The organism is Streptomyces sp. R28 (assembly GCF_041052385.1).
GTDB lineage: Bacteria > Actinomycetota > Actinomycetes > Streptomycetales > Streptomycetaceae > Streptomyces.
This window is the reverse complement of the sequence record NZ_CP163439.1, coordinates 7,745,588-7,763,267: the sequence shown is the minus strand read 5'-3', so window position 1 is coordinate 7,763,267 and position 17,680 is coordinate 7,745,588. Positions and strand designations below refer to the sequence as shown.

The window sequence follows — 17,680 nt, the reverse complement described above, 5'->3', positions numbered from 1 at the left end:
GGAGTTCACGGCCACAGCACCAAGCACCGTCACCCCAGGGGAGTCAGATCATGCGATCGATACGGCCGTCGTTCACCGCTCGCCGGGGAGGGAGCGCGCGCCGCAGAACCTCCCCGCTGCCCGTGGTCGCGCTTGCCGCGGCGCTGGCCCTCACCGCCACGGCCTGCGAGTCGGGCGACGCCGATGCGGACGCCCAGGCCACCGCGTCCGCGGCGGCCGGAGGTGAAGGCAAGATCACGATCCCGGACGACATCAAGGACAAGCTCAAAGAGCACGGGATCGACATCGACAAGTGGAAGGGCGGCGACTGGAAGAACTGGGACAAGGACGACTGGCTCCGCGAGGCGAAGGACTACATCAATCCGATCATTGAGGGCCTGTGGGACCCGGACCGGATGCGGGAGGCCGAGGACCCGGACCGGGGTGTCGACGACAGCGACCTCTCCGGTGACCAGGGCGTGACCGACCCGACGCCGGAGCCGGTGGACGCACAGGCCGTGGCGCCCGCGTACCACGCCAACGCCCCCGAGGCGGGCAAGGTGTTCTTCGACTCCCCCGAGGGCACGATGGTCTGTTCGGCGACGGTCGTGCAGGACCCGGCCAACCCCGGCAAGTCCAACATGGTGTGGACGGCGGGCCACTGTGTGCACGCGGGCAAGAGCGGCGGCTGGTACCGCAACATCGCGTTCGTGCCGTCGTACAACGACAAGGCCATGGGATCGGCCGAGTTGGAGGGCGCGACCAGGGAACAGGTCGCTCCGTACGGCGTGTGGTGGGCCGACTGGGCGCAGACGTCGGACCAGTGGATCGCGCAGGGCGGGCCGACGGGCGGGGACGGCGCCCCGTACGACTTCGCCGTGCTGCATGTGAAGCCGGAGGAGGGCAGCAACGGCAAGTCCCTGGAGGAGATGGTCGGTTCGGCGCTCCCCGTGGACTTCAACGCCCCCGCGGTCCCCGAGGTGGCCGGCCTCAAGGCGATCGGCTACCCGGCCGCCGCGCCGTTCGACGGCCAGAAGCTGTTCCAGTGCCAGGACAAGCCTGGCCGACTGTCGATCAACACGTCGGCCCCGACGATGTACCGCATCGGCTGCACCATGACCGGCGGTTCGTCCGGTGGTGGCTGGGTCACGACGGGCTCGGACGGCAAGCCGGCGCTGGTGTCCAACACCTCGATCGGCCCGGTGGATTCGGGCTGGCTTGCGGGTCCGCGGCTGGGTGAGGAAGCCAAGGACGTGTTCGACGGGGTGAGCGAGAAGTTCGCCGGTCAGTGACGTTCACGGGGCGCCGGACAGTGACGTTCACCGGACGCTGGTCGGTGACGGCACCGTAGGCACCGGCTGCGGTGTGGCGGTGGGGGGTGAGGGAGAAACCTTCACCGCCTCACCGCCGTTCGGCCTCAACTCCACGGGCATAGTGGGGTGTCGCCCCCGAGGGGCTCGCGCCCATGAGCGCAGAGCCCCTCCGCGACACGCACCTGCCATCAAGGCGCCACAGCATCAGCACGCTTCAACGGGGGTCATCGCACCATGCGTTCCACACCTGTGCCCGCAGCTCCACGCCGCGGGCGGCGCTCCGTCCTCGCCGCCACCGGGCTCGTCGCCGCGCTGGCGCTGACCGCGACCGCCTGTGGCGGCTCGACCGGGGACTCGGCGAGCGACCGGGCCGAGACCGCCGCCTCGCAGGCCGCCGACGCCGCCGACGCCGCCGGTGACGGAAAGATCCAGATCCCGGCCGAGCTCGCGGACAAGCTCAAGGAACACGGGATCGACATCGACAAGTGGAAGGACGGGGCCTGGAAGGACTGGGACAAGGACAAGTGGCTCAGCGAGGCCAAGGACTTCGTCAACCCGGTGATCGAGGGCCTGTGGAAGCCTGACCGGATGCAGTCCGCGAAGGAGGCCAACAAGACGGTCACCACGCAGGACGCCTCGGCCGGCCAGGGCGTGAGCGACCCGGAGCCGGCCCCCGTGCAGGCCACAGCCGAGAAGACGCCGTACCACGACAACGCGGCACCCGTCGGCAAGGTCTTCTTCGACACCTCCGACGGCCCGGCCGTGTGCTCCGGCACGGTCGTCAAGGACGTCAACCACCCCGGCAAGTCCAACCTCGTCTGGACGGCCGGCCACTGCGTGCACGCCGGCCGGAGCGGCGGCTGGTACCGCAACATCCTCTTCGTCCCGGCCTACAACGACCTCGGCAAGTCCGAGGCGCAGCTGGGCAACGCGACGGCCACCGAGATCGCTCCCTACGGCAACTGGTGGGCCGACTGGGTCTCGACGTCGAACGAGTGGATCCAGGGCGGCTCGGACACGGGCGGTGCGGGTGCCGCGTACGACTACGCCGTGCTGCATGTGAAGCCGGAGGCCGGCGCGAAGTCCCTGGAGGAGACCACGGGCGCCCTGGACGTCGACTTCTCCGCTCCGTCCGCGAGCGAGGTCGCCACGATGGGCGCCTGGGGCTACCCGGCGGCACCGCCGTACAACGGTCTGCAGATGTTCAAGTGCCTCGACCGTCCGGGCCGCCTGGCGCTGAGCCCGGCTCTGCCGACGATGTACCGCATCGGCTGCACCATGACCGGCGGTTCGTCGGGCGGCGGCTGGTTCCGGGTAATGAACGGCGAGACCACGCTCGTGTCGAACACATCGATCGGCCCGCAGGACAACACCTGGCTCGCGGGCCCGCAGCTGGGCGCGGATGCCGAGACGGTGTACCAGTACATGAGCAGGACGTACGGCGGCCGATGATCCCCGCACACTGACCCATACGAAAGGCCCGCCCCCTGCGACAGGGGGCGGGCCTTTCGGCAGTTCTACGGCCACACGAGCCGCCGCGCTGCGACGACTCAGGCGGTCGCCGCCGGAACGTACGGCACGAGATCCGCCGCCAGCTCCTCGTGCACCCGCACCTTGAGCAGCGTGCCCTCCGGGGTGTGCTCCTCGGAGATCACCTCGCCCTCGGTGTGGGCGCGCGCGACCAGCTTTCCGTGCGTGTACGGCACGAGCGCCTCGACCTCGACGGACGGGCGGGGCAGCTCGTTGTCGATCAGCGCGAGCAGCTCGTCGATGCCCATGCCGGTGCGGGCCGAGACGGCGATGGAACGCTTCTCGATCCGCATGAGCCGCTGCAGCGTCAGCGGGTCGGCCGCGTCCGCCTTGTTGATCACGACGATCTCCGGTACGTCGGTCGCGCCGACGTCCCTGATCACCTCGCGCACGGCGGCCAGCTGCTCCTCCGGGGCCGGGTGCGAGCCGTCCACCACGTGCAGGATCAGGTCGGACTCGCCGACCTCCTCCATGGTGGAGCGGAACGCCTCGACCAGGTGGTGCGGCAGGTGCCGTACGAAGCCGACCGTGTCGGCCAGCGTGTACAGCCGTCCGCCCGGGGTCTCGGCCCGGCGCACGGTCGGGTCGAGGGTCGCGAACAGGGCGTTCTCGACCAGCACGCCCGCGCCGGTGAGGCGGTTGAGCAGCGAGGACTTGCCGGCGTTGGTGTAGCCCGCGATGGCGACCGACGGCACCTTGTGGCGCTTGCGCTCCTGGCGCTTGATCTCGCGGCCTGTCTTCATGTCCGCGATCTCCCGGCGCATCTTCGCCATCTTCTCGCGGATCCGTCGCCGGTCCGTCTCGATCTTGGTCTCACCGGGACCACGGGTGGCGAGGCCGCCGCCCTTGCCGCCGCCCATCTGCCGGGACAGCGACTGACCCCAGCCCCGCAGCCTCGGCAGCATGTACTGCATCTGCGCGAGCGCGACCTGCGCCTTGCCCTCTCGGGACTTGGCGTGCTGGGCGAAGATGTCGAGAATCAGGGCCGTACGGTCGATGACCTTGACCTTGACGACGTCTTCGAGGGCGATGAGCTGGCCGGGGCTGAGCTCGCCGTCGCAGATGACGGTGTCGGCGCCGGACTCGACGACGATGTCGCGCAGCTCCAGGGCCTTGCCGGAACCGATGAAGGTGGCCGCGTCCGGCTTGTCGCGGCGCTGGATCACGCCGTCGAGCACGAGCGCGCCCGCGGTCTCCGCGAGGGCGGCGAGCTCGGCCAGGGAGTTGTCCGCGTCCTGCGCGGTCCCCGTGGTCCAGACGCCGACGAGCACGACCCGCTCCAGGCGGAGCTGGCGGTACTCGACCTCGGTGACGTCCTCGAGCTCGGTGGAGAGGCCTGCCACACGGCGCAGAGCCGCGCGCTCGGAGCGGTCGAACTGGTCGCCGTCCCGCTCTCCGTCGATCTCGTGGCTCCAGGCGACGTCCTCTTCCATCAGGGCATCGGCCCGAAGACCCTCGGGATTGGTGTGCGCGAAGCGCTGCGTGTCCTGGGAAAAGGAAGAAGAGGAGGTCATTGGGTCCTTACGTCGATGGGGAATCCGTCTGCGGCGCCGTCACTGGTCTCAACGCACGAGTGCCCCGGGAGATTCCCGCGAACCCGTGCCGCGCCGACCCGAAAATGGTCGCACGGCACGGCCGTCTCGTCACCGCCTTATTTCGCGGTGGCGTTCTTCACGGTGCTCTTCTTCACGGACGCCTTCTTCACGGTGGCGTGCTTCACGGTGCTCTTCTTGGCAGTCGCGTTCTTGGCAGTCGCCTTCTTGACGGTGCTCTTCTTCGCGGTGGCCTTCTTCGCGGCGGCGTTCTTCGCGGGCGCCTTGTCGGGGTCCACGGACTTCCACTCCGGCTGACCGGGCATCGGCGGGGTCTTCTTCCCGTACAGCCAGGCATGCAGGAACCCGTCGAGGTGGCGTCCGGAGATCTCCTCCGCGAGCGCGACGAAGTCCGCGGTCGTGGCGGCACCGTCCTGGTGGCGGCTCACCCAGGCGCGTTCCAGACGCTCGAAGGCCGGGGCGCCGATCTCCTGGCGGAGGGCGTACAGGACCAGTGCAGCGCCGTCATAGACGTTCGGCCGGAAGATGCTGTTCTTCTTGCCGGGAGGGCCCGCCTTGGGGGCGGCGGGCGGTCCGCCGGCCACCCGCCAGCGGTCGGAGGCGGCGTACGCGGCCTTCATCCGCGCCTCCATCGGCCGGCCCGCCTTCTCCGCCGCGTACAGAGCCTCGTACCAGGTGGCGTGCCCCTCGCTGAGCCACAGGTCGGACCAGGTGCGCGGGCTGACGCTGTCGCCGAACCACTGGTGCGCCAGCTCGTGCACCATGATCGACTCGATGTACCACTTCGGGAAGGCCGACTCGGTGAAGAGCTCTTTCTCGAAGAGAGAGAGCGTCTGGGTCTCGAGTTCGAAGCCGGTGGCGGCCTCCGCCATCAGCAGGCCGTACGTCTCGAAGGGGTACCGCCCGACCTTCCGCTCCATCCAGGCGATCTGGCCGGGGGTCTTCTTCAGCCACGGTTCGAGTTGCTCACGGTCCTTGGCGGGCACGACGTCCCGTACGGGCAGGTCGTGCGGGCCGGTGCGGTGCAGCACCGTGGAACGGCCGATGGACACCTGGGCGAGCTCGGTGGCCATGGGGTGCCGCGTGCGGTACGTCCAGGTCGTCGCCTTGCCCGCGCGGTCCACGTCGGTCCGCAGGCCGTTGGCGACGGCGGTGTAGCCGTTGGGCGCGGTGACCCGGATGGTGAACATCGCCTTGTCGGAGGGGTGGTCGTTGCACGGGAACACGACGTGGGCGGCGTCGGCCTGGTTGGCCATGGCGAGGCCGTCAGCCGTCCGCACCCAGCCACCGTCCCGGCTCTCGCCGTACTTGGGGTCGCTGGTGTGCCGCACGGTGACCTGCATCCAGCTGCCCTCGGGCAACGACTCCTCGGGCGTGACCACGAGGTCCTCACCGGCGCTCCTGAACGACGCGGGCTCCCCGTCGACCTCGACGGACTCGACCTTGCCGTGGGCGAAGTCCAGATTGAAGCGTTCCAGGTCCGTGGTGGCCCAGGCGTTGATCGTGGTGACGGCCTTGAGGGGCTTGGTGTTGGTGCCGGCATAGGTGAAGGAGAGGTCGTACGACGCCACGTCGTAGCCGGGGTTGCCCAGGTGCGGGAAGAGGCGGTCGCCGACACCCAGGGGTTCGGCAGGGGCGCTCGCGGCGAGCAGGCAGGACGAGAGGGCGAGGGCGAACAGCGCGGGGGCCTTGAGACGCCGACGGGTTCGGGGACGTGGGCGAGGAGCGCCAGGGACTGGTCGCTGGGCCTCGGTGCGGGGGGTGAGCAGCATGCACCACGGCTATCAGCGCGCGCGTGCGCGGTGTCGACGACGCGCGACCGGCACACTCGAACGAGGGTGTCGGGTGGGTGGTGGAAGGGTGCAGTCGTTTGGGGGACGGGGTGAGGGTGAGGGCTGACGCGTCGATACTCGCCCGCGCTCGAGTGTGCCCTGCCTCGCTGGCACCGGCGCCCCGGACCAGCACGTCTCCCGCAGGCCACGCCCTTCCGACTCCCCCCGGGGCGGGCTCGCGTGCGCGCATCCGGCGCCCGTCACCCGTGCCGGACCCGCCCTGCGCGGCTCGTTTCACGTACCGCGCGCCCCGCGCATAACGCATCTCACGCGCCCAGCCACGCACCCACGCGCCCACGCACCCGGCGCGAAACCCCGCGCCCCCGCATCGCCACCACCGGCCGCGCCGAGGGCGAGTCCGGCGTCGTAGGCGACGCCGCCTCACGCCCCCTGCGTCTGCGGCTGCGCCCTGCTCACGTCATACACGCCGGCCACGTTCCGCATCGCCCGCATCAGCCCCGGGAGCAATGCCGCGTCCGGGAGTTGGACCGTGTAGGTGTGGCGCACGCGCTGCTGGGTCGGGGGCTCGACCGTCGCCGAGACGATTTCGGCGCCCTCCAGGGCCATCGCTTCCGTCAGGTCGGCCAGCAGGTGCGGGCGGACGAACGATTCGGCGACCAGGGTGACCCGGCACTCGGTGGTGTCCCCCCAGCGCACGCCGATCTCCGCGCGCCCCGCGCTCTTCATACGCGCCACCGCGGCGCACTCGGCGCGGTGGACGGTCACCACTCCCCCGCGCACGGAGAACCCGGTTACCTCGTCGGGCGGTACGGGGGTGCAGCAGCCGGCGAGGCGTACGGTCGCGCCCGGCCGGTCGACGAGGACGTCGGCGGTGGCGGGGCGGCCGGCCGGCCCCTCGACGACAGGGCGGACGCCCTGTCCATCCGCGAGGGCCTCCTGGCCCGCCGAACCGTCCACTGTGGGCCGGAAGAGCACCCCGGTCTCCTCGGCCCCGGCCGCGTCGCCCTGCGCGGGATGGGCGGCCAGCCACCGCTGGATGGCGATCCGGGCGGCGGCCGTGTGGGCGTGCTCCAGCCACTCCCTGGAGGGCTCCGAGGCCGGGTCCTGGCCCATGAGGAGCTGGACGGTGTCCCCGTCCCGCAGAACTGTGCTGAGCGTCGCCAGGCGGCCGTTGACGCGGGCGCCGATGCACGCGTGCGCGTCCTCGCCGTACTGCGCGTACGCCGCGTCCACACAGGTCGCGCCCTCGGGCAGGCCCAGGGTGCCGCCGTCGGGCCGGAAGACGGTGATCTCGCGGTCCTGGGCGAGGTCCTCGCGCAGCGTGGACCAGAAGGTGTCCGGGTCGGGCGCGGCCTCCTGCCAGTCGAGGAGCCGGGACAGCCAGCCGGGGCGCGTGGGGTCGGCGCGCTCGCCGTCACTCGAAGCGGCCTGCTCCTCCGAAGGAGGAGCGTAGGGATTGCCGAGCGCGACGACACCGGCCTCGGCGACCTTGTGCATCTGGTGGGTACGGATGAGGACTTCGGTGACCTGGCCGTCCTCGCGGGCGACGGCGGTGTGCAGTGACTGGTACAGGTTGAACTTGGGGACGGCGATGAAGTCCTTGAACTCCGAGACGACGGGCGTCATACAGGTGTGCAGTTCGCCGAGGACGCCGTAACAGTCCGCGTCCTCGTTCACCAGCACCAGCAGACGTCCGAAGTCGGCACCGCGCAGCCGGCCGCGCTTGCGGGACACACGGTGCACGGACACGAAGTGCCGTGGCCGGATGAGGACTTCGGCCTGGATGTCGGCTTCGCGCAGGACCTTGCGCGTCGCGTCGGCCATCTCGGCGAGCGGATCGTCGGCGCGGGAGGCGTTGTCGACGATCAACTCCCGTGTGTGCTCGTACTCGTCCGGGTGCAGGATCGCGAAGACCAGGTCTTCCAGCTCGGTCTTGAGCGCCTGGACGCCGAGCCGTTCGGCGAGCGGGATGAGGACGTCGCGGGTCACCTTGGCGATGCGGGCCTGTTTCTCGGGGCGCATCACCCCGAGGGTGCGCATGTTGTGCAGCCGGTCGGCGAGTTTGATCGACATCACACGGACGTCGTTGCCGGTGGCCACGAGCATCTTGCGGAAGGTCTCCGGCTCGGCGGCGGCGCCGTAGTCGACCTTCTCCAGCTTCGTCACGCCGTCGACGAGGAAGCGGACCTCCGCGCCGAACTGGTCGCCGACCTGATCGAGCGTCACATCGGTGTCCTCGACCGTGTCGTGGAGCAGAGATGCCGTCAAGGTCGTAGTCTCCGCGCCGAGTTCGGCGAGGATCAGGGTCACCGCCAGCGGATGCGTGATGTACGGCTCGCCGCTCTTGCGCATCTGGCCGCGGTGCGAGGACTCGGCCAGCACATAGGCGCGGCGCAGCGGTTCGAGGTCGGCGTCGGGATGGTGGGCACGGTGGGCGTCGACGACATGGCTGATGGCATCGGGCAGCCGGCCGCGTGAGGCGGGGCCGAGCAGCGCGGCCCGGCCGAGGCGGCGCAGATCGATCCGGGCGCGGGCCTTCCTGCGGGACACCGTGGGCGTCACAGGGCCTGCTACCGGGCCTGGCGTCGCGGAATTCGTTGCCTCCGCACTCATGGGCACCTCCGGCTGCGTGGACCGGCGGACGGGGTGCCCCATGGCGGACACGGCTCAGGGGATGGCGACATCTCCCCCGTCCGGGCCGGTGCTTGATGCTACCGAGCCCATCACGTGCGACTGACCGCCTCTCGCCGAGCGTGAAACGGATCACCCATTCGAGCGAGGGTTCACAGGTTTACGATTTTGCGCCACCTGACAGGCGACCGGTCATGATTTCGAACGCGTCCCTACCCCTGGAAGGGGCCGGTGACAGGCAGCGGAGCGATCGAGGCTGGGATACCAAGACGCCCCGTCCCTCAACGGACCGCGTTTTCCAGCCAGTCCGCGTCGATCTCGCCTTCGGCGACGATCACCGCGGGGCCGGTCATCTCGATCTCGCCGTCCGCCCGCTCGGTGATCACCAGGGTGCCGCCCGGCACATCGACGGTGTACGTCGCGGGGGTACCGGTGACCGTCGGATCGGCGCCGTCCCGCCGCGCGGCGGCCACGGCGACGGCGCACGCGCCCGTGCCGCACGAACGGGTCTCGCCGGCACCACGCTCGTGCACACGCAGGGCGACATGCCGGGGCCCGCGGTCGACCACGAACTCGACGTTGACCCCGTCCGGGTAGGCGGAGGCAGGGCTGAACGGCGGCGGGGAGTGCAGGTCACCGGCGTGTGCGAGTTCGTCCACGAAGGCGACGGCGTGCGGGTTGCCCATGTTCACGTTGCGCGCGGGCCAGCTGCGCTCGCCGACGCTGACCGTGACATCCCCTTCGGGGAGCAGCGCCTTGCCCATGCCGACCGTGACGTCACCCGCGGCGGATCCGCTGTCGGATGCGGTCTTGGCGATGTGCACGGTCTTCACGCCCCCGCGCGTGGCGACCGCGAGGTCGCCCTCGGCGGCGTGTCCGGCCCGCTGGAGGTAGCGCGCGAACACGCGCACGCCGTTGCCGCACATCTCCGCGACCGAGCCGTCGCCGTTGCGGTAGTCCATGAACCACTCGGCCTCGGCCGCCATGTCCTTGGCCTCGGGGTGCGCCGCGGACCGCACCACATGCAGCAGTCCGTCACCGCCGATGCCCGCGCGGCGGTCGCACAGGGCGGCGACGGCGGCCGGGGGCAGGTCGATGGTGTTCTCGGGGTCCGGGACGATCACGAAGTCGTTCTCGGTGCCGTGACCCTTGAGGAAGGCGATCCGCGTGCTCATACCTCGATCGTAAGGGGTCGGTACGACAAGCCATGCGTGTGCGGAGTCGTACGACAGCGCACGCGCGCGTGGCCGACAAGCCGACTCCACGCGCGCGGGAAGGTCAGCGCAGCCGGGCCACGCGCCACACGGCGAGCACGACCACCGCGGCCACGAGCAGGGCGTAGGCCACCACGACCCGCCAGTCCGCTCTGCGCCCGGCGCCCCGCGGCGGCAGGCCGGGCCAGGTGTAGCCCACCCGGCGGGCGGCCATCATGCCCCAGCCGGCCGCGCAGGAGCAGATCAGGAGCCCCAGCATGGCGATCACGGCCCCGCTGTCGCCGAAGTCGAAGGCCAGCGGGAACGCGAACATCAGGGAGCCGACCGCGGCCAGCGACACGATGGGCGCGAGCTGCCAGATGCGCAGTCGGCGCTGCGGACGCAGCTCGACCTCGACCTCCGGGCCGCTCGCGTACATCTCCTCGGGCTCGGGGCCGTCGTCGGTGACGCCGCCTTCCGCTTCGTCGGGCCCGTCGGGGCTCAGACGGTCGCCGTCCTGCTCCCCTTCGCCCCGGTCGGTGGTGGCGTTCTCGGTACCTTGTGCGGTGTCGCGAGGGCCGGCCTCCATCGCCACGCGCCCTCCCAACTCGGACTCCACTTGGTCGATCGAAGCTCGATGATGGCATGGCGTCGGAGGCCCGGACGGCGGCCGGAGCGTCCCGATGCCATCACGTGATCAGGCTGTAACCGGTCGTTCGACCAACGCCAGTGCGAGATGCGGAAGTTCTGTGAGATCCGCCGCAGCCCCACTCAGCCAGTGCACCCGCGGGTCGCGCCTGAACCATGAATCCTGGCGGCGCGCGAAGCGCTTGGTGGCACGTACGGTCTCGGCGCGCGCCTCTGCGAGGGTGCACTCCCCGGCGAGCGCCCCGAGCACCTGCTGGTACCCGAGCGCCCGCGAGGCCGTACGCCCCTCGCGCAACCCTTGCGACTCCAGCGCGCGGACCTCTTCCACGAGCCCGGCGTCCCACATCCGGTCGACCCGGCGCGCGATGCGCTCATCCAGCTCGGGACGGGCCACGTCGACGCCGATCTGGACGGTGTCGTAGACCGAGTCGTGGCCGGGGAGGTTGGCGGTGAAAGGCTGGCCGGTGATCTCGATCACCTCGAGGGCCCGGACGATACGGCGCCCGTTGCTGGGCAGGATCGCCCGCGCGGCCTCGGGGTCGGCGGCGGCCAGGCGGGCGTGCAGCGCCCCGGAGCCGCGCAGCGCGAGCTCCTCCTCCAGCCGGGCCCTGACCTCGGGGTCGGTGCCGGGGAACTCCAGGTTGTCGACGGCCCCTCGGACGTACAGCCCCGAGCCGCCGACCAGGATCGGCCAGCGCCCCTCGGCCAGCAGTGCGTCGATCCGCTCCCGCGCGAGCCGCTGGTACTCGGCGACGGACGCCGTGACCGTCACGTCCCAGATGTCCAGCAGGTGGTGCGGGACACCGGCGCGCTCCTCGGGCGTCAGCTTGGCGGTGCCGATGTCCATCCCTCGGTAGAGCTGCATGGAGTCGGCGTTGACGACCTCGCCGCCGAGCCGCTGGGCCAGGAACACGCCCAGATCGGACTTTCCGGCTGCGGTCGGTCCGACGACGGCGATGACTCGGGGGGTGGAACGTGCGCTACTCACCGCCCCAGTCTCGCAAACCTCACAGGGTGGCCTCGAACGAGTTACGTGACGGCACGCGCGCGGGGTCGTTGCCAGTTGCGAGGTTTTCGCCGCCGGTTTCGCAGGGGCGGCGACGGGGCGACGCAAACGGACGCACCGGACGACGCGGGATTTCGCCCGCACGAGTAACGTATGGAGTGGATATGGGCGTTTTCGCACGACTTCTCCGGAGGTCGAAGGCTACGGAGGAGGCGTCAACCGCCGAGGCGCAGGCCGACACACCAACGGCCGAGCCCGCGGCGGAGGAGGCGGCAGAGGCGAAGGGGTCGGCCGAGGCCCAGGTTGAGGACGAGGCCCAGCCGACGGCGGCGGGACCCGTCGAGGCCGATACCGACGAGGGCGTCGAGATCCCCAAGCAGCAGTCCGCCGACGAGGCGGCCGACCGTGAGGCCGATGAAGGCGCCCGCACGTAACTGCCCCGCGCGGGAAGGTGAAGCATGGGTCTGATGCACAATTTGAAGGTCAAACTCGCCCCGGCCAAGGACAAGGTCTTCGACTTCGCGCAGCGGCACGAGGACAAGGTGCAACACGGCCTCGACAAGGCTGAGAAGTTCGTCGACGAGAAGACCAAGGGCAAGTACAGCAACAAGATCCACACGGGTACGGGCAAGGCCAAGGGCGCCATGGACCGGCTCGCGCACAAGGGCGACCACACGGCGACGGGCAGCAGCACACCGCCGCCGAACGCACCCCCGCCGACGACCTGAACGGCACATCGACGGTCGGCCGCGGAGCTTGACGGCTCCCGGCCGTCCGCCGTTTCCGGGTGGTCGCGACCTGCCCTACGACCAGGTCGCGACCAGGTACCCCACCCCGTACGGCGCGTCCTCGTACAGCAGGGCACCCGAAAGGCCCGCCTCCTCGGCGGCTCCCGCGAGGACCTGCCACGGGGCCCGGCCCGAGGCCTTCAGGTCACGCGCCCGCTCGGTGTCCAGCGCCTTGAGGGCGGCCACGTCCGCCTTGCCCAGCGCACGCGCGACGGAGGCGTCGAAAGGCGCCGCCCGCTCGTCGAGGTAGCCGGGAGCCTTGAGCGTGCGGCAGGCGCTGGCGTCGCCCATCACCAGCAGTGCCACCCGCTCGGCCCGGGCGGCGATGTGCCTTCCGACTTCGATACACCGCTCGGCCTCCCAGGGTTCCCCCACACCGAGTCCCTGGATCGGGGCGTCCGACCACCCGGTCCGCTCCAGCAGCCACGCGGCGACGGCCAGCGAGGGCGGAAGCCGCCGTTCCGACGGCGCCGGGACGGCCGTGCCGGCCTCGGCCCGGCCCAGCCGTACGTCGATGTCCACGCCGAAGCCGCGGAACGAGCCCGGCGTACCTTCCGCATGCGTCCCGTGCGCGCTCTCCTCGGCGGGGCCGACGACCACGAGAAGGTCGGGCCGGGCGGCGGCGAGCACGCCGAGCGTGTCCGTGCAGGCGGCTCGCGCGGCGTCCAGCTCGGGCGCGGCAGCCGCGGCGAGCTCGGGCACGAGGAGCGGCGGGCAAGGGCAGACTGCGGCGGCGACAAGCATGATCGGCAGCCTACTGCGCGGCCCAGGGGGCACCCGGGACGCGTCCTTTGGTCACGGCGTCGGCCGGCGTGGTCCAGTCGCTCGTATTCCGCTCTCAGGCCTCTCCCGGTCCGGTCTGTCGCGGCCATGACGGGCCGCGACGGACCAGGCCACGACTCACATGGCGACCCGGTCAGTCGGCCCGGTCAGTCGACGGCGCAGCCTCCGGTGACCGCCGGCAGCGGCTCCGGTACGCCCACCTTGGGCAGGCCGAGCAGCACACCGGCCGGCTTGGCCTGCTCGGCGGCGTTCCGCTTCTCCCAGGCGTCGCCCGCGCGCGTGCGGCGGACGTCGAGGACGGCGCCCTCGGCGAGGAGGTGGTGCGGGGCGGCGTACGTGACCTCGACGGTCACCACGTCGCCGGGTCGGACCTCCTGCTCCGGCTTGGTGAAGTGGACCAGGCGGTTGTCGGGGGCGCGGCCGGACAGGCGGTGGGTGGCGCCGTCCTTGCGGCCCTCGCCTTCGGCGACCATGAGCTCGAAGGTGCGGCCGACCTGCTTCTTGTTCTCCTCCCAGGAGATCTCCTCCTGGAGGGCGACGAGACGCTCGTAGCGCGCCTGGACGACCTGCTTGGGGATCTGGTTCTCCATGGTGGCCGCCGGGGTTCCGGGGCGCTTGGAGTACTGGAACGTGAATGCCTGCGCGAAGCGGGCCTCGCGGACCACATGCAGCGTCTGCTCGAAGTCCTCCTCGGTCTCGCCGGGGAAGCCCACGATGATGTCGGTGGTGATCGCGGCGTGCGGGATGGCGGCGCGGACGTTCTCGATGATCCCCAGGTAGCGCTCTTGGCGGTAGGAGCGGCGCATTGCCTTCAGGACCGTGTCCGAGCCTGACTGGAGCGGCATGTGGAGCTGGGGCATCACGTTCGGCGTCTCGGCCATGGCGGCGATGACGTCGTCGGTGAAGTCGCGCGGATGCGGGGAGGTGAAGCGGACCCGCTCCAGGCCCTCGATGTTCCCGCAGGCCCGCAGCAGCTTGCTGAACGCCTCGCGGTCGCCGATGTCGGAGCCGTACGCGTTGACGTTCTGGCCCAGCAGCGTGATCTCGCTGACGCCCTCGGCGACCAGGGCCTCGATCTCGGCGAGGATGTCGCCGGTGCGGCGGTCCTTCTCCTTGCCGCGCAGGGCCGGGACGATGCAGAAGGTGCAGGTGTTGTTGCAGCCGACGGAGATCGACACCCAGGCCGCGTAGGCGCTCTCGCGCCGGGTCGGCAGCGTCGACGGGAACGCCTCCAGCGACTCGGCGATCTCGACCTGCGCCTCCTCCTGCACGCGCGCGCGTTCCAGCAGGACGGGCAGCTTGCCGATGTTGTGCGTGCCGAAGACGACGTCCACCCAGGGCGCCCGCTTCACGATGGTGTCGCGGTCCTTCTGCGCGAGACAGCCGCCGACCGCGATCTGCATGCCGGGCCGCTTGGTCTTCATCGGCGCGAGGTGACCGAGGTTGCCGTACAGCTTGTTGTCGGCGTTCTCGCGGACCGCGCAGGTGTTGAAGACGACGACGTCCGCGTCACCGTTCGCGTCCTCGGGCGCGCGTACGTAACCGGCGTCTTCGAGCAGCCCGGACAATCGCTCGGAATCGTGGACGTTCATCTGGCACCCGTAGGTGCGCACCTCGTATGTCTTCACGCCCACTGCCTGGCTCCGGTCGCTGCTGGTCATGGGACAAGGGTATGCGGTCGCCGGAGCCGCCGGCCCCGGCGTTCGGTGGCGGCAGCGGTGGGCGAGGGCTACCGCGCGGGGCCGGCTTCGCTGTTCTGGATGCGGTGGGTCACCTCGGTCAGGCCGTCGGCGAATGTCGCGAGCTGCTGTGGTGTGAGGACGTCGATGAGCAGCTTGCGGACCTGTGCGACATGGCCCGGGGCCGCCCGCTCCAGCATCTGCCTGCCCGCCTCGGTGAGGACGGCGTAGACCGCGCGCGGGTCGCCGGCGCAGGGGCGGCGGGTCACCAGCCCGGCCTTTTCCAGCCGGGTGATCTGGTAGGTCAGCCCGCTCTTGGAGTTGAGGAGCGCGTCGGCGAGCGCGCTCATGCGCATCTCCCGGTCCGGGGCCGCGTTGAGGCGCACGAGGATCTCGTACTGAAGGTGTGTGATCCCCACGTCGTCCTTGAGCTGTTGATCCAGACGGCGATTGATGAGCGCACCGGCGGCCACGAAGGCGTACCAGGCGCGCAGCTCTTCCTCGTTCAACCACTGTGGTGCCGTCATGCGTCCACGCTATCGCGACGGTTCAAATTCGAACCTGAGCCGCGTGCGGCGGCTCGTGGCGGCGCGCGGCCCCGCATCGGGGCGATGTGACGGGCGCAACACGGGAGAGGGTTGTTCAAAATTTGAAACTTCGCGCTATCGTCGATACGTCGGGGTTCAAATTTGAACTCTTCGGTTCGTTCAGCCCTCGAAGGAGTGCTCATGGACGTCGCCAGTTCCGCGGATCACACGGGTCACGCAGCTCGCGCGGGTCACACGGGTCTCGTCGGCGCTTCGGTGCGCACCCGCGTGACCATCCCGCTGCGCTTCGCCGACGGTTACGAGGTGACCGCCGAGACAGTCACGTTCCACGGCCTGGCCGACGGCAAGGAGCCTGTGGCGCTCGTCCTCGGTGATCCCACGGCGACACCGGCACCGCTGGTGCGGCTGCACTCCGAGTGCCTGACCGCGGACGTGTTCGGCTCGGCGCGCTGCGACTGCGGTCAGCAGCTGCGCGAGGCCGTGGAGCGCATCGCCACCACCGGCGGCGTCCTGCTCTACCTCCGCCAGGAGGGCCGCGGCATCGGCCTCTACAACAAGCTGGACGCCTACGCGCTGCAGGACGCGGGCCTGGACACGTACGAAGCCAACACCGCGCTCGGCCTGCCCGAGGACGGCCGCGACTACACCGCCGCCGCCCAGATGCTGACCGCCCTCGGCGTCGGCGAGCTGGATCTGCTCACCCACAACCCCGACAAGGCCGGGCAGTTGCGCGACCTGGGCATCCCCGTGCGCTTCGTCCGGCCCACCGGGGTCTTCGCCACCGACAGCAACGTCCGCTACCCGCATGCCAAGGCCCAGCACACCCACCACACCATCGCCCTGCCCGAATCGGCCGCTCTGGCCGCGCTGGTCGGCTGACACACCCCGACGGCACCTCATCGGCATCCCGGATCCACCCGGCACCCATCCGGCACCCATCCCCTGGAGTTCTCCCGTGCCTTCCTCCCGCGCCCACGTCACCACCGACGCCGCCCCCCGCTTCGCCAAGCAGCTCGCCTCGCACTTCGGCCGCAAGATCCCCGTCGAGGAGACACCCGACGGCGCGCACCGCCTGACCTTCCAGCACACCGACGTCGTCCTGGAAGCCCTGGACGACCACCTGCTGATCCGGGTCACCGCGCCCGACGCGACCGCGCTCGCCGCCATCCAGGACGTCGTGGGCAGCCACCTCGAACGCTTCGGCCGGCGCAACGAACTGACCGTCACCTGGGACGAGCCCGCTCAGGCCTGACGACACACCCGGGAGACAGGAGAAAGGCATCGCCATGAAGGCCGTCATCATCACCGACTTCGGGGCCGAGCCGCTCGTCACCGACCTGCCCGTGCCGGAACCGGGCCCGGGTGAGCTGCTGGTCCGCCTGCACGCCGCCTCGCTCAACCCTTTCGACTGGAAGGTCGCCGACGGAGCCCTCAAGGGCATCGTCGCGCACGACTTTCCCCTCGTCATGGGCTCGGACGGCGCCGGCGTGGTCGAACGCATCGGCCCCGGCGTGAACCGCTTCCGGCCCGGCGACACCGTCTACGGCCAGTTCATGAGCCTCCCGTACGGCCGGGGCTCCTACGCCGAGTACGTCCTGGCCGCCGAGGACGGCACGATCGCCCACATGCCCGACGACCTGCCGTTCGCTGTCGCGGCCGCGCTGCCCACCGCCGGTGTCACCGCCTACCAGGCCATCGAGGCCGCCCGCCTCGACACCGGCCAGGTGATCCTCATCAACGGGGCATCCGGCGGTGTGGGCCAGTCCGCGATCCAGTTCGCCGCCCTCCAGGGAGCCCACGTGCTGGCCACCGGCACCGGCGACACAGCGGGCCACCTCCGCGAGCTCGGCGCCGACCGGGTCGTCGACTTCGCCGCCGCACCCACCGCCGAGCAGGTCCTCGCCGCCCACCCCGACGGCATCGACGCCATCCTGGACCTGGTGACCCAGCCCGGCGGTGACATCGACGCCCTGGCCGGCCTGCTCAAGCCCGGCGGCAGGCTCATCAGCACCAACCGGGCCGCCGACCCCGACGCGCTGGCCGCCCGCGAGATCCACGGCATCAACCTCGTCAACGACCCCAGCCGGGCAGAGCTGCAGTCCCTCGCCGCCCTCGCCGGCGCCGGGAAGCTCCGTATCACGATCGAAGCCGAGGTCCCCTTGGCCGACGCCCCCACGGCCGTGGCCCGCGCCCGCGCCGGCGGCTCCCGCGGCAAGACGGTCATCCTGCCCTGACG

16 protein-coding genes are annotated in these 17,680 nt (G+C 70.9%); 7 read left to right on the top strand and 9 right to left on the bottom strand.

From position 1 onward, the window contains the following. Window positions 1-50 precede the first annotated feature (50 nt). Both AB5J49_RS34905 and AB5J49_RS34900 read left to right on the top strand, forming a co-directional pair. Complete coding sequence (locus AB5J49_RS34905) at window positions 51-1,271, top strand: serine protease (RefSeq protein WP_369172834.1); 1,221 nt, start codon at window positions 51-53, stop codon at window positions 1,269-1,271. A gap of 255 nt (window positions 1,272-1,526) precedes the next feature. Next, window positions 1,527-2,744 carry a serine protease gene (locus tag AB5J49_RS34900; protein WP_369172833.1) on the top strand — a complete coding sequence of 406 codons (1,218 nt, stop codon included), beginning with the start codon at window positions 1,527-1,529 and terminating at the stop codon, window positions 2,742-2,744. Between the two features lie 98 nt (window positions 2,745-2,842). On the opposite strand, the gene hflX is transcribed toward AB5J49_RS34900, so the two are convergent. The 6 genes from hflX to miaA all read right to left on the bottom strand — a co-directional run bounded on the left by hflX (window position 2,843) and on the right by miaA (window position 11,628). Next, on the bottom strand, window positions 2,843-4,336 hold the full coding sequence (gene hflX, locus AB5J49_RS34895; protein WP_369172832.1) for a GTPase HflX: 1,494 nt from the start codon (window positions 4,334-4,336) through the stop codon (window positions 2,843-2,845). A 137-nt stretch (window positions 4,337-4,473) separates the two neighbouring features. Then, complete coding sequence (locus tag AB5J49_RS34890; protein ID WP_369172831.1) at window positions 4,474-6,147, bottom strand: M1 family aminopeptidase; 1,674 nt, start codon at window positions 6,145-6,147, stop codon at window positions 4,474-4,476. A gap of 441 nt (window positions 6,148-6,588) precedes the next feature. After that, window positions 6,589-8,781: a bifunctional (p)ppGpp synthetase/guanosine-3',5'-bis(diphosphate) 3'-pyrophosphohydrolase gene (locus tag AB5J49_RS34885; protein WP_369172830.1), complete on the bottom strand. Its 2,193-nt coding sequence runs from the start codon at window positions 8,779-8,781 to the stop codon at window positions 6,589-6,591. A gap of 299 nt (window positions 8,782-9,080) precedes the next feature. After that, window positions 9,081-9,974, bottom strand: a complete 894-nt coding sequence (gene dapF / locus AB5J49_RS34880) for a diaminopimelate epimerase (protein WP_369172829.1) — start codon at window positions 9,972-9,974, stop codon at window positions 9,081-9,083. Window positions 9,975-10,077: 103 nt separating this feature from the next. Next, window positions 10,078-10,581, bottom strand: coding sequence for a hypothetical protein (locus tag AB5J49_RS34875; RefSeq protein ID WP_369175361.1), 504 nt, complete (start codon window positions 10,579-10,581; stop codon window positions 10,078-10,080). 108 nt (window positions 10,582-10,689) lie between these two features. Continuing rightward, window positions 10,690-11,628: a tRNA (adenosine(37)-N6)-dimethylallyltransferase MiaA gene (gene miaA / locus AB5J49_RS34870; protein ID WP_369172828.1), complete on the bottom strand. Its 939-nt coding sequence runs from the start codon at window positions 11,626-11,628 to the stop codon at window positions 10,690-10,692. Between the two features lie 182 nt (window positions 11,629-11,810). Between miaA and AB5J49_RS34865 the strand changes: the two genes are divergently transcribed. Together AB5J49_RS34865 and AB5J49_RS34860 are read left to right on the top strand one after the other, a co-directional pair. Next, window positions 11,811-12,080 (top strand): hypothetical protein, encoded by a 270-nt coding sequence (locus AB5J49_RS34865; RefSeq protein ID WP_369172827.1) that lies wholly within the window; start codon window positions 11,811-11,813, stop codon window positions 12,078-12,080. A gap of 24 nt (window positions 12,081-12,104) precedes the next feature. Beyond that, a complete protein-coding gene (locus AB5J49_RS34860; RefSeq protein WP_369172826.1) occupies window positions 12,105-12,374 on the top strand; it encodes an antitoxin in 270 nt (89 codons plus the stop codon). A gap of 75 nt (window positions 12,375-12,449) precedes the next feature. Here the strand turns inward: AB5J49_RS34860 and AB5J49_RS34855 are convergent, their stop codons facing one another. From AB5J49_RS34855 to AB5J49_RS34845, 3 genes are all read right to left on the bottom strand, one after another. Continuing rightward, on the bottom strand, window positions 12,450-13,178 hold the full coding sequence (locus tag AB5J49_RS34855) for a class III extradiol dioxygenase subunit B-like domain-containing protein (protein WP_369172825.1): 729 nt from the start codon (window positions 13,176-13,178) through the stop codon (window positions 12,450-12,452). Window positions 13,179-13,363: 185 nt separating this feature from the next. Further along, a complete protein-coding gene (gene miaB, locus AB5J49_RS34850; protein ID WP_369172824.1) occupies window positions 13,364-14,878 on the bottom strand; it encodes a tRNA (N6-isopentenyl adenosine(37)-C2)-methylthiotransferase MiaB in 1,515 nt (504 codons plus the stop codon). Between the two features lie 68 nt (window positions 14,879-14,946). Next, on the bottom strand, window positions 14,947-15,423 hold the full coding sequence (locus tag AB5J49_RS34845) for a MarR family winged helix-turn-helix transcriptional regulator (RefSeq protein ID WP_369172823.1): 477 nt from the start codon (window positions 15,421-15,423) through the stop codon (window positions 14,947-14,949). A 201-nt stretch (window positions 15,424-15,624) separates the two neighbouring features. On the opposite strand from AB5J49_RS34845, the gene ribA reads away from it, so the two are divergent. From ribA to AB5J49_RS34830, 3 genes are all read left to right on the top strand, one after another. Next, window positions 15,625-16,323 (top strand): GTP cyclohydrolase II, encoded by a 699-nt coding sequence (gene ribA, locus AB5J49_RS34840; RefSeq protein WP_369172822.1) that lies wholly within the window; start codon window positions 15,625-15,627, stop codon window positions 16,321-16,323. Between the two features lie 76 nt (window positions 16,324-16,399). Beyond that, window positions 16,400-16,696 carry a DUF2218 domain-containing protein gene (locus tag AB5J49_RS34835; protein ID WP_369172821.1) on the top strand — a complete coding sequence of 99 codons (297 nt, stop codon included), beginning with the start codon at window positions 16,400-16,402 and terminating at the stop codon, window positions 16,694-16,696. Between the two features lie 34 nt (window positions 16,697-16,730). Continuing rightward, window positions 16,731-17,678 (top strand): NADP-dependent oxidoreductase, encoded by a 948-nt coding sequence (locus AB5J49_RS34830; protein WP_369172820.1) that lies wholly within the window; start codon window positions 16,731-16,733, stop codon window positions 17,676-17,678. The last annotated feature ends 2 nt before the right edge of the window (window positions 17,679-17,680 follow it).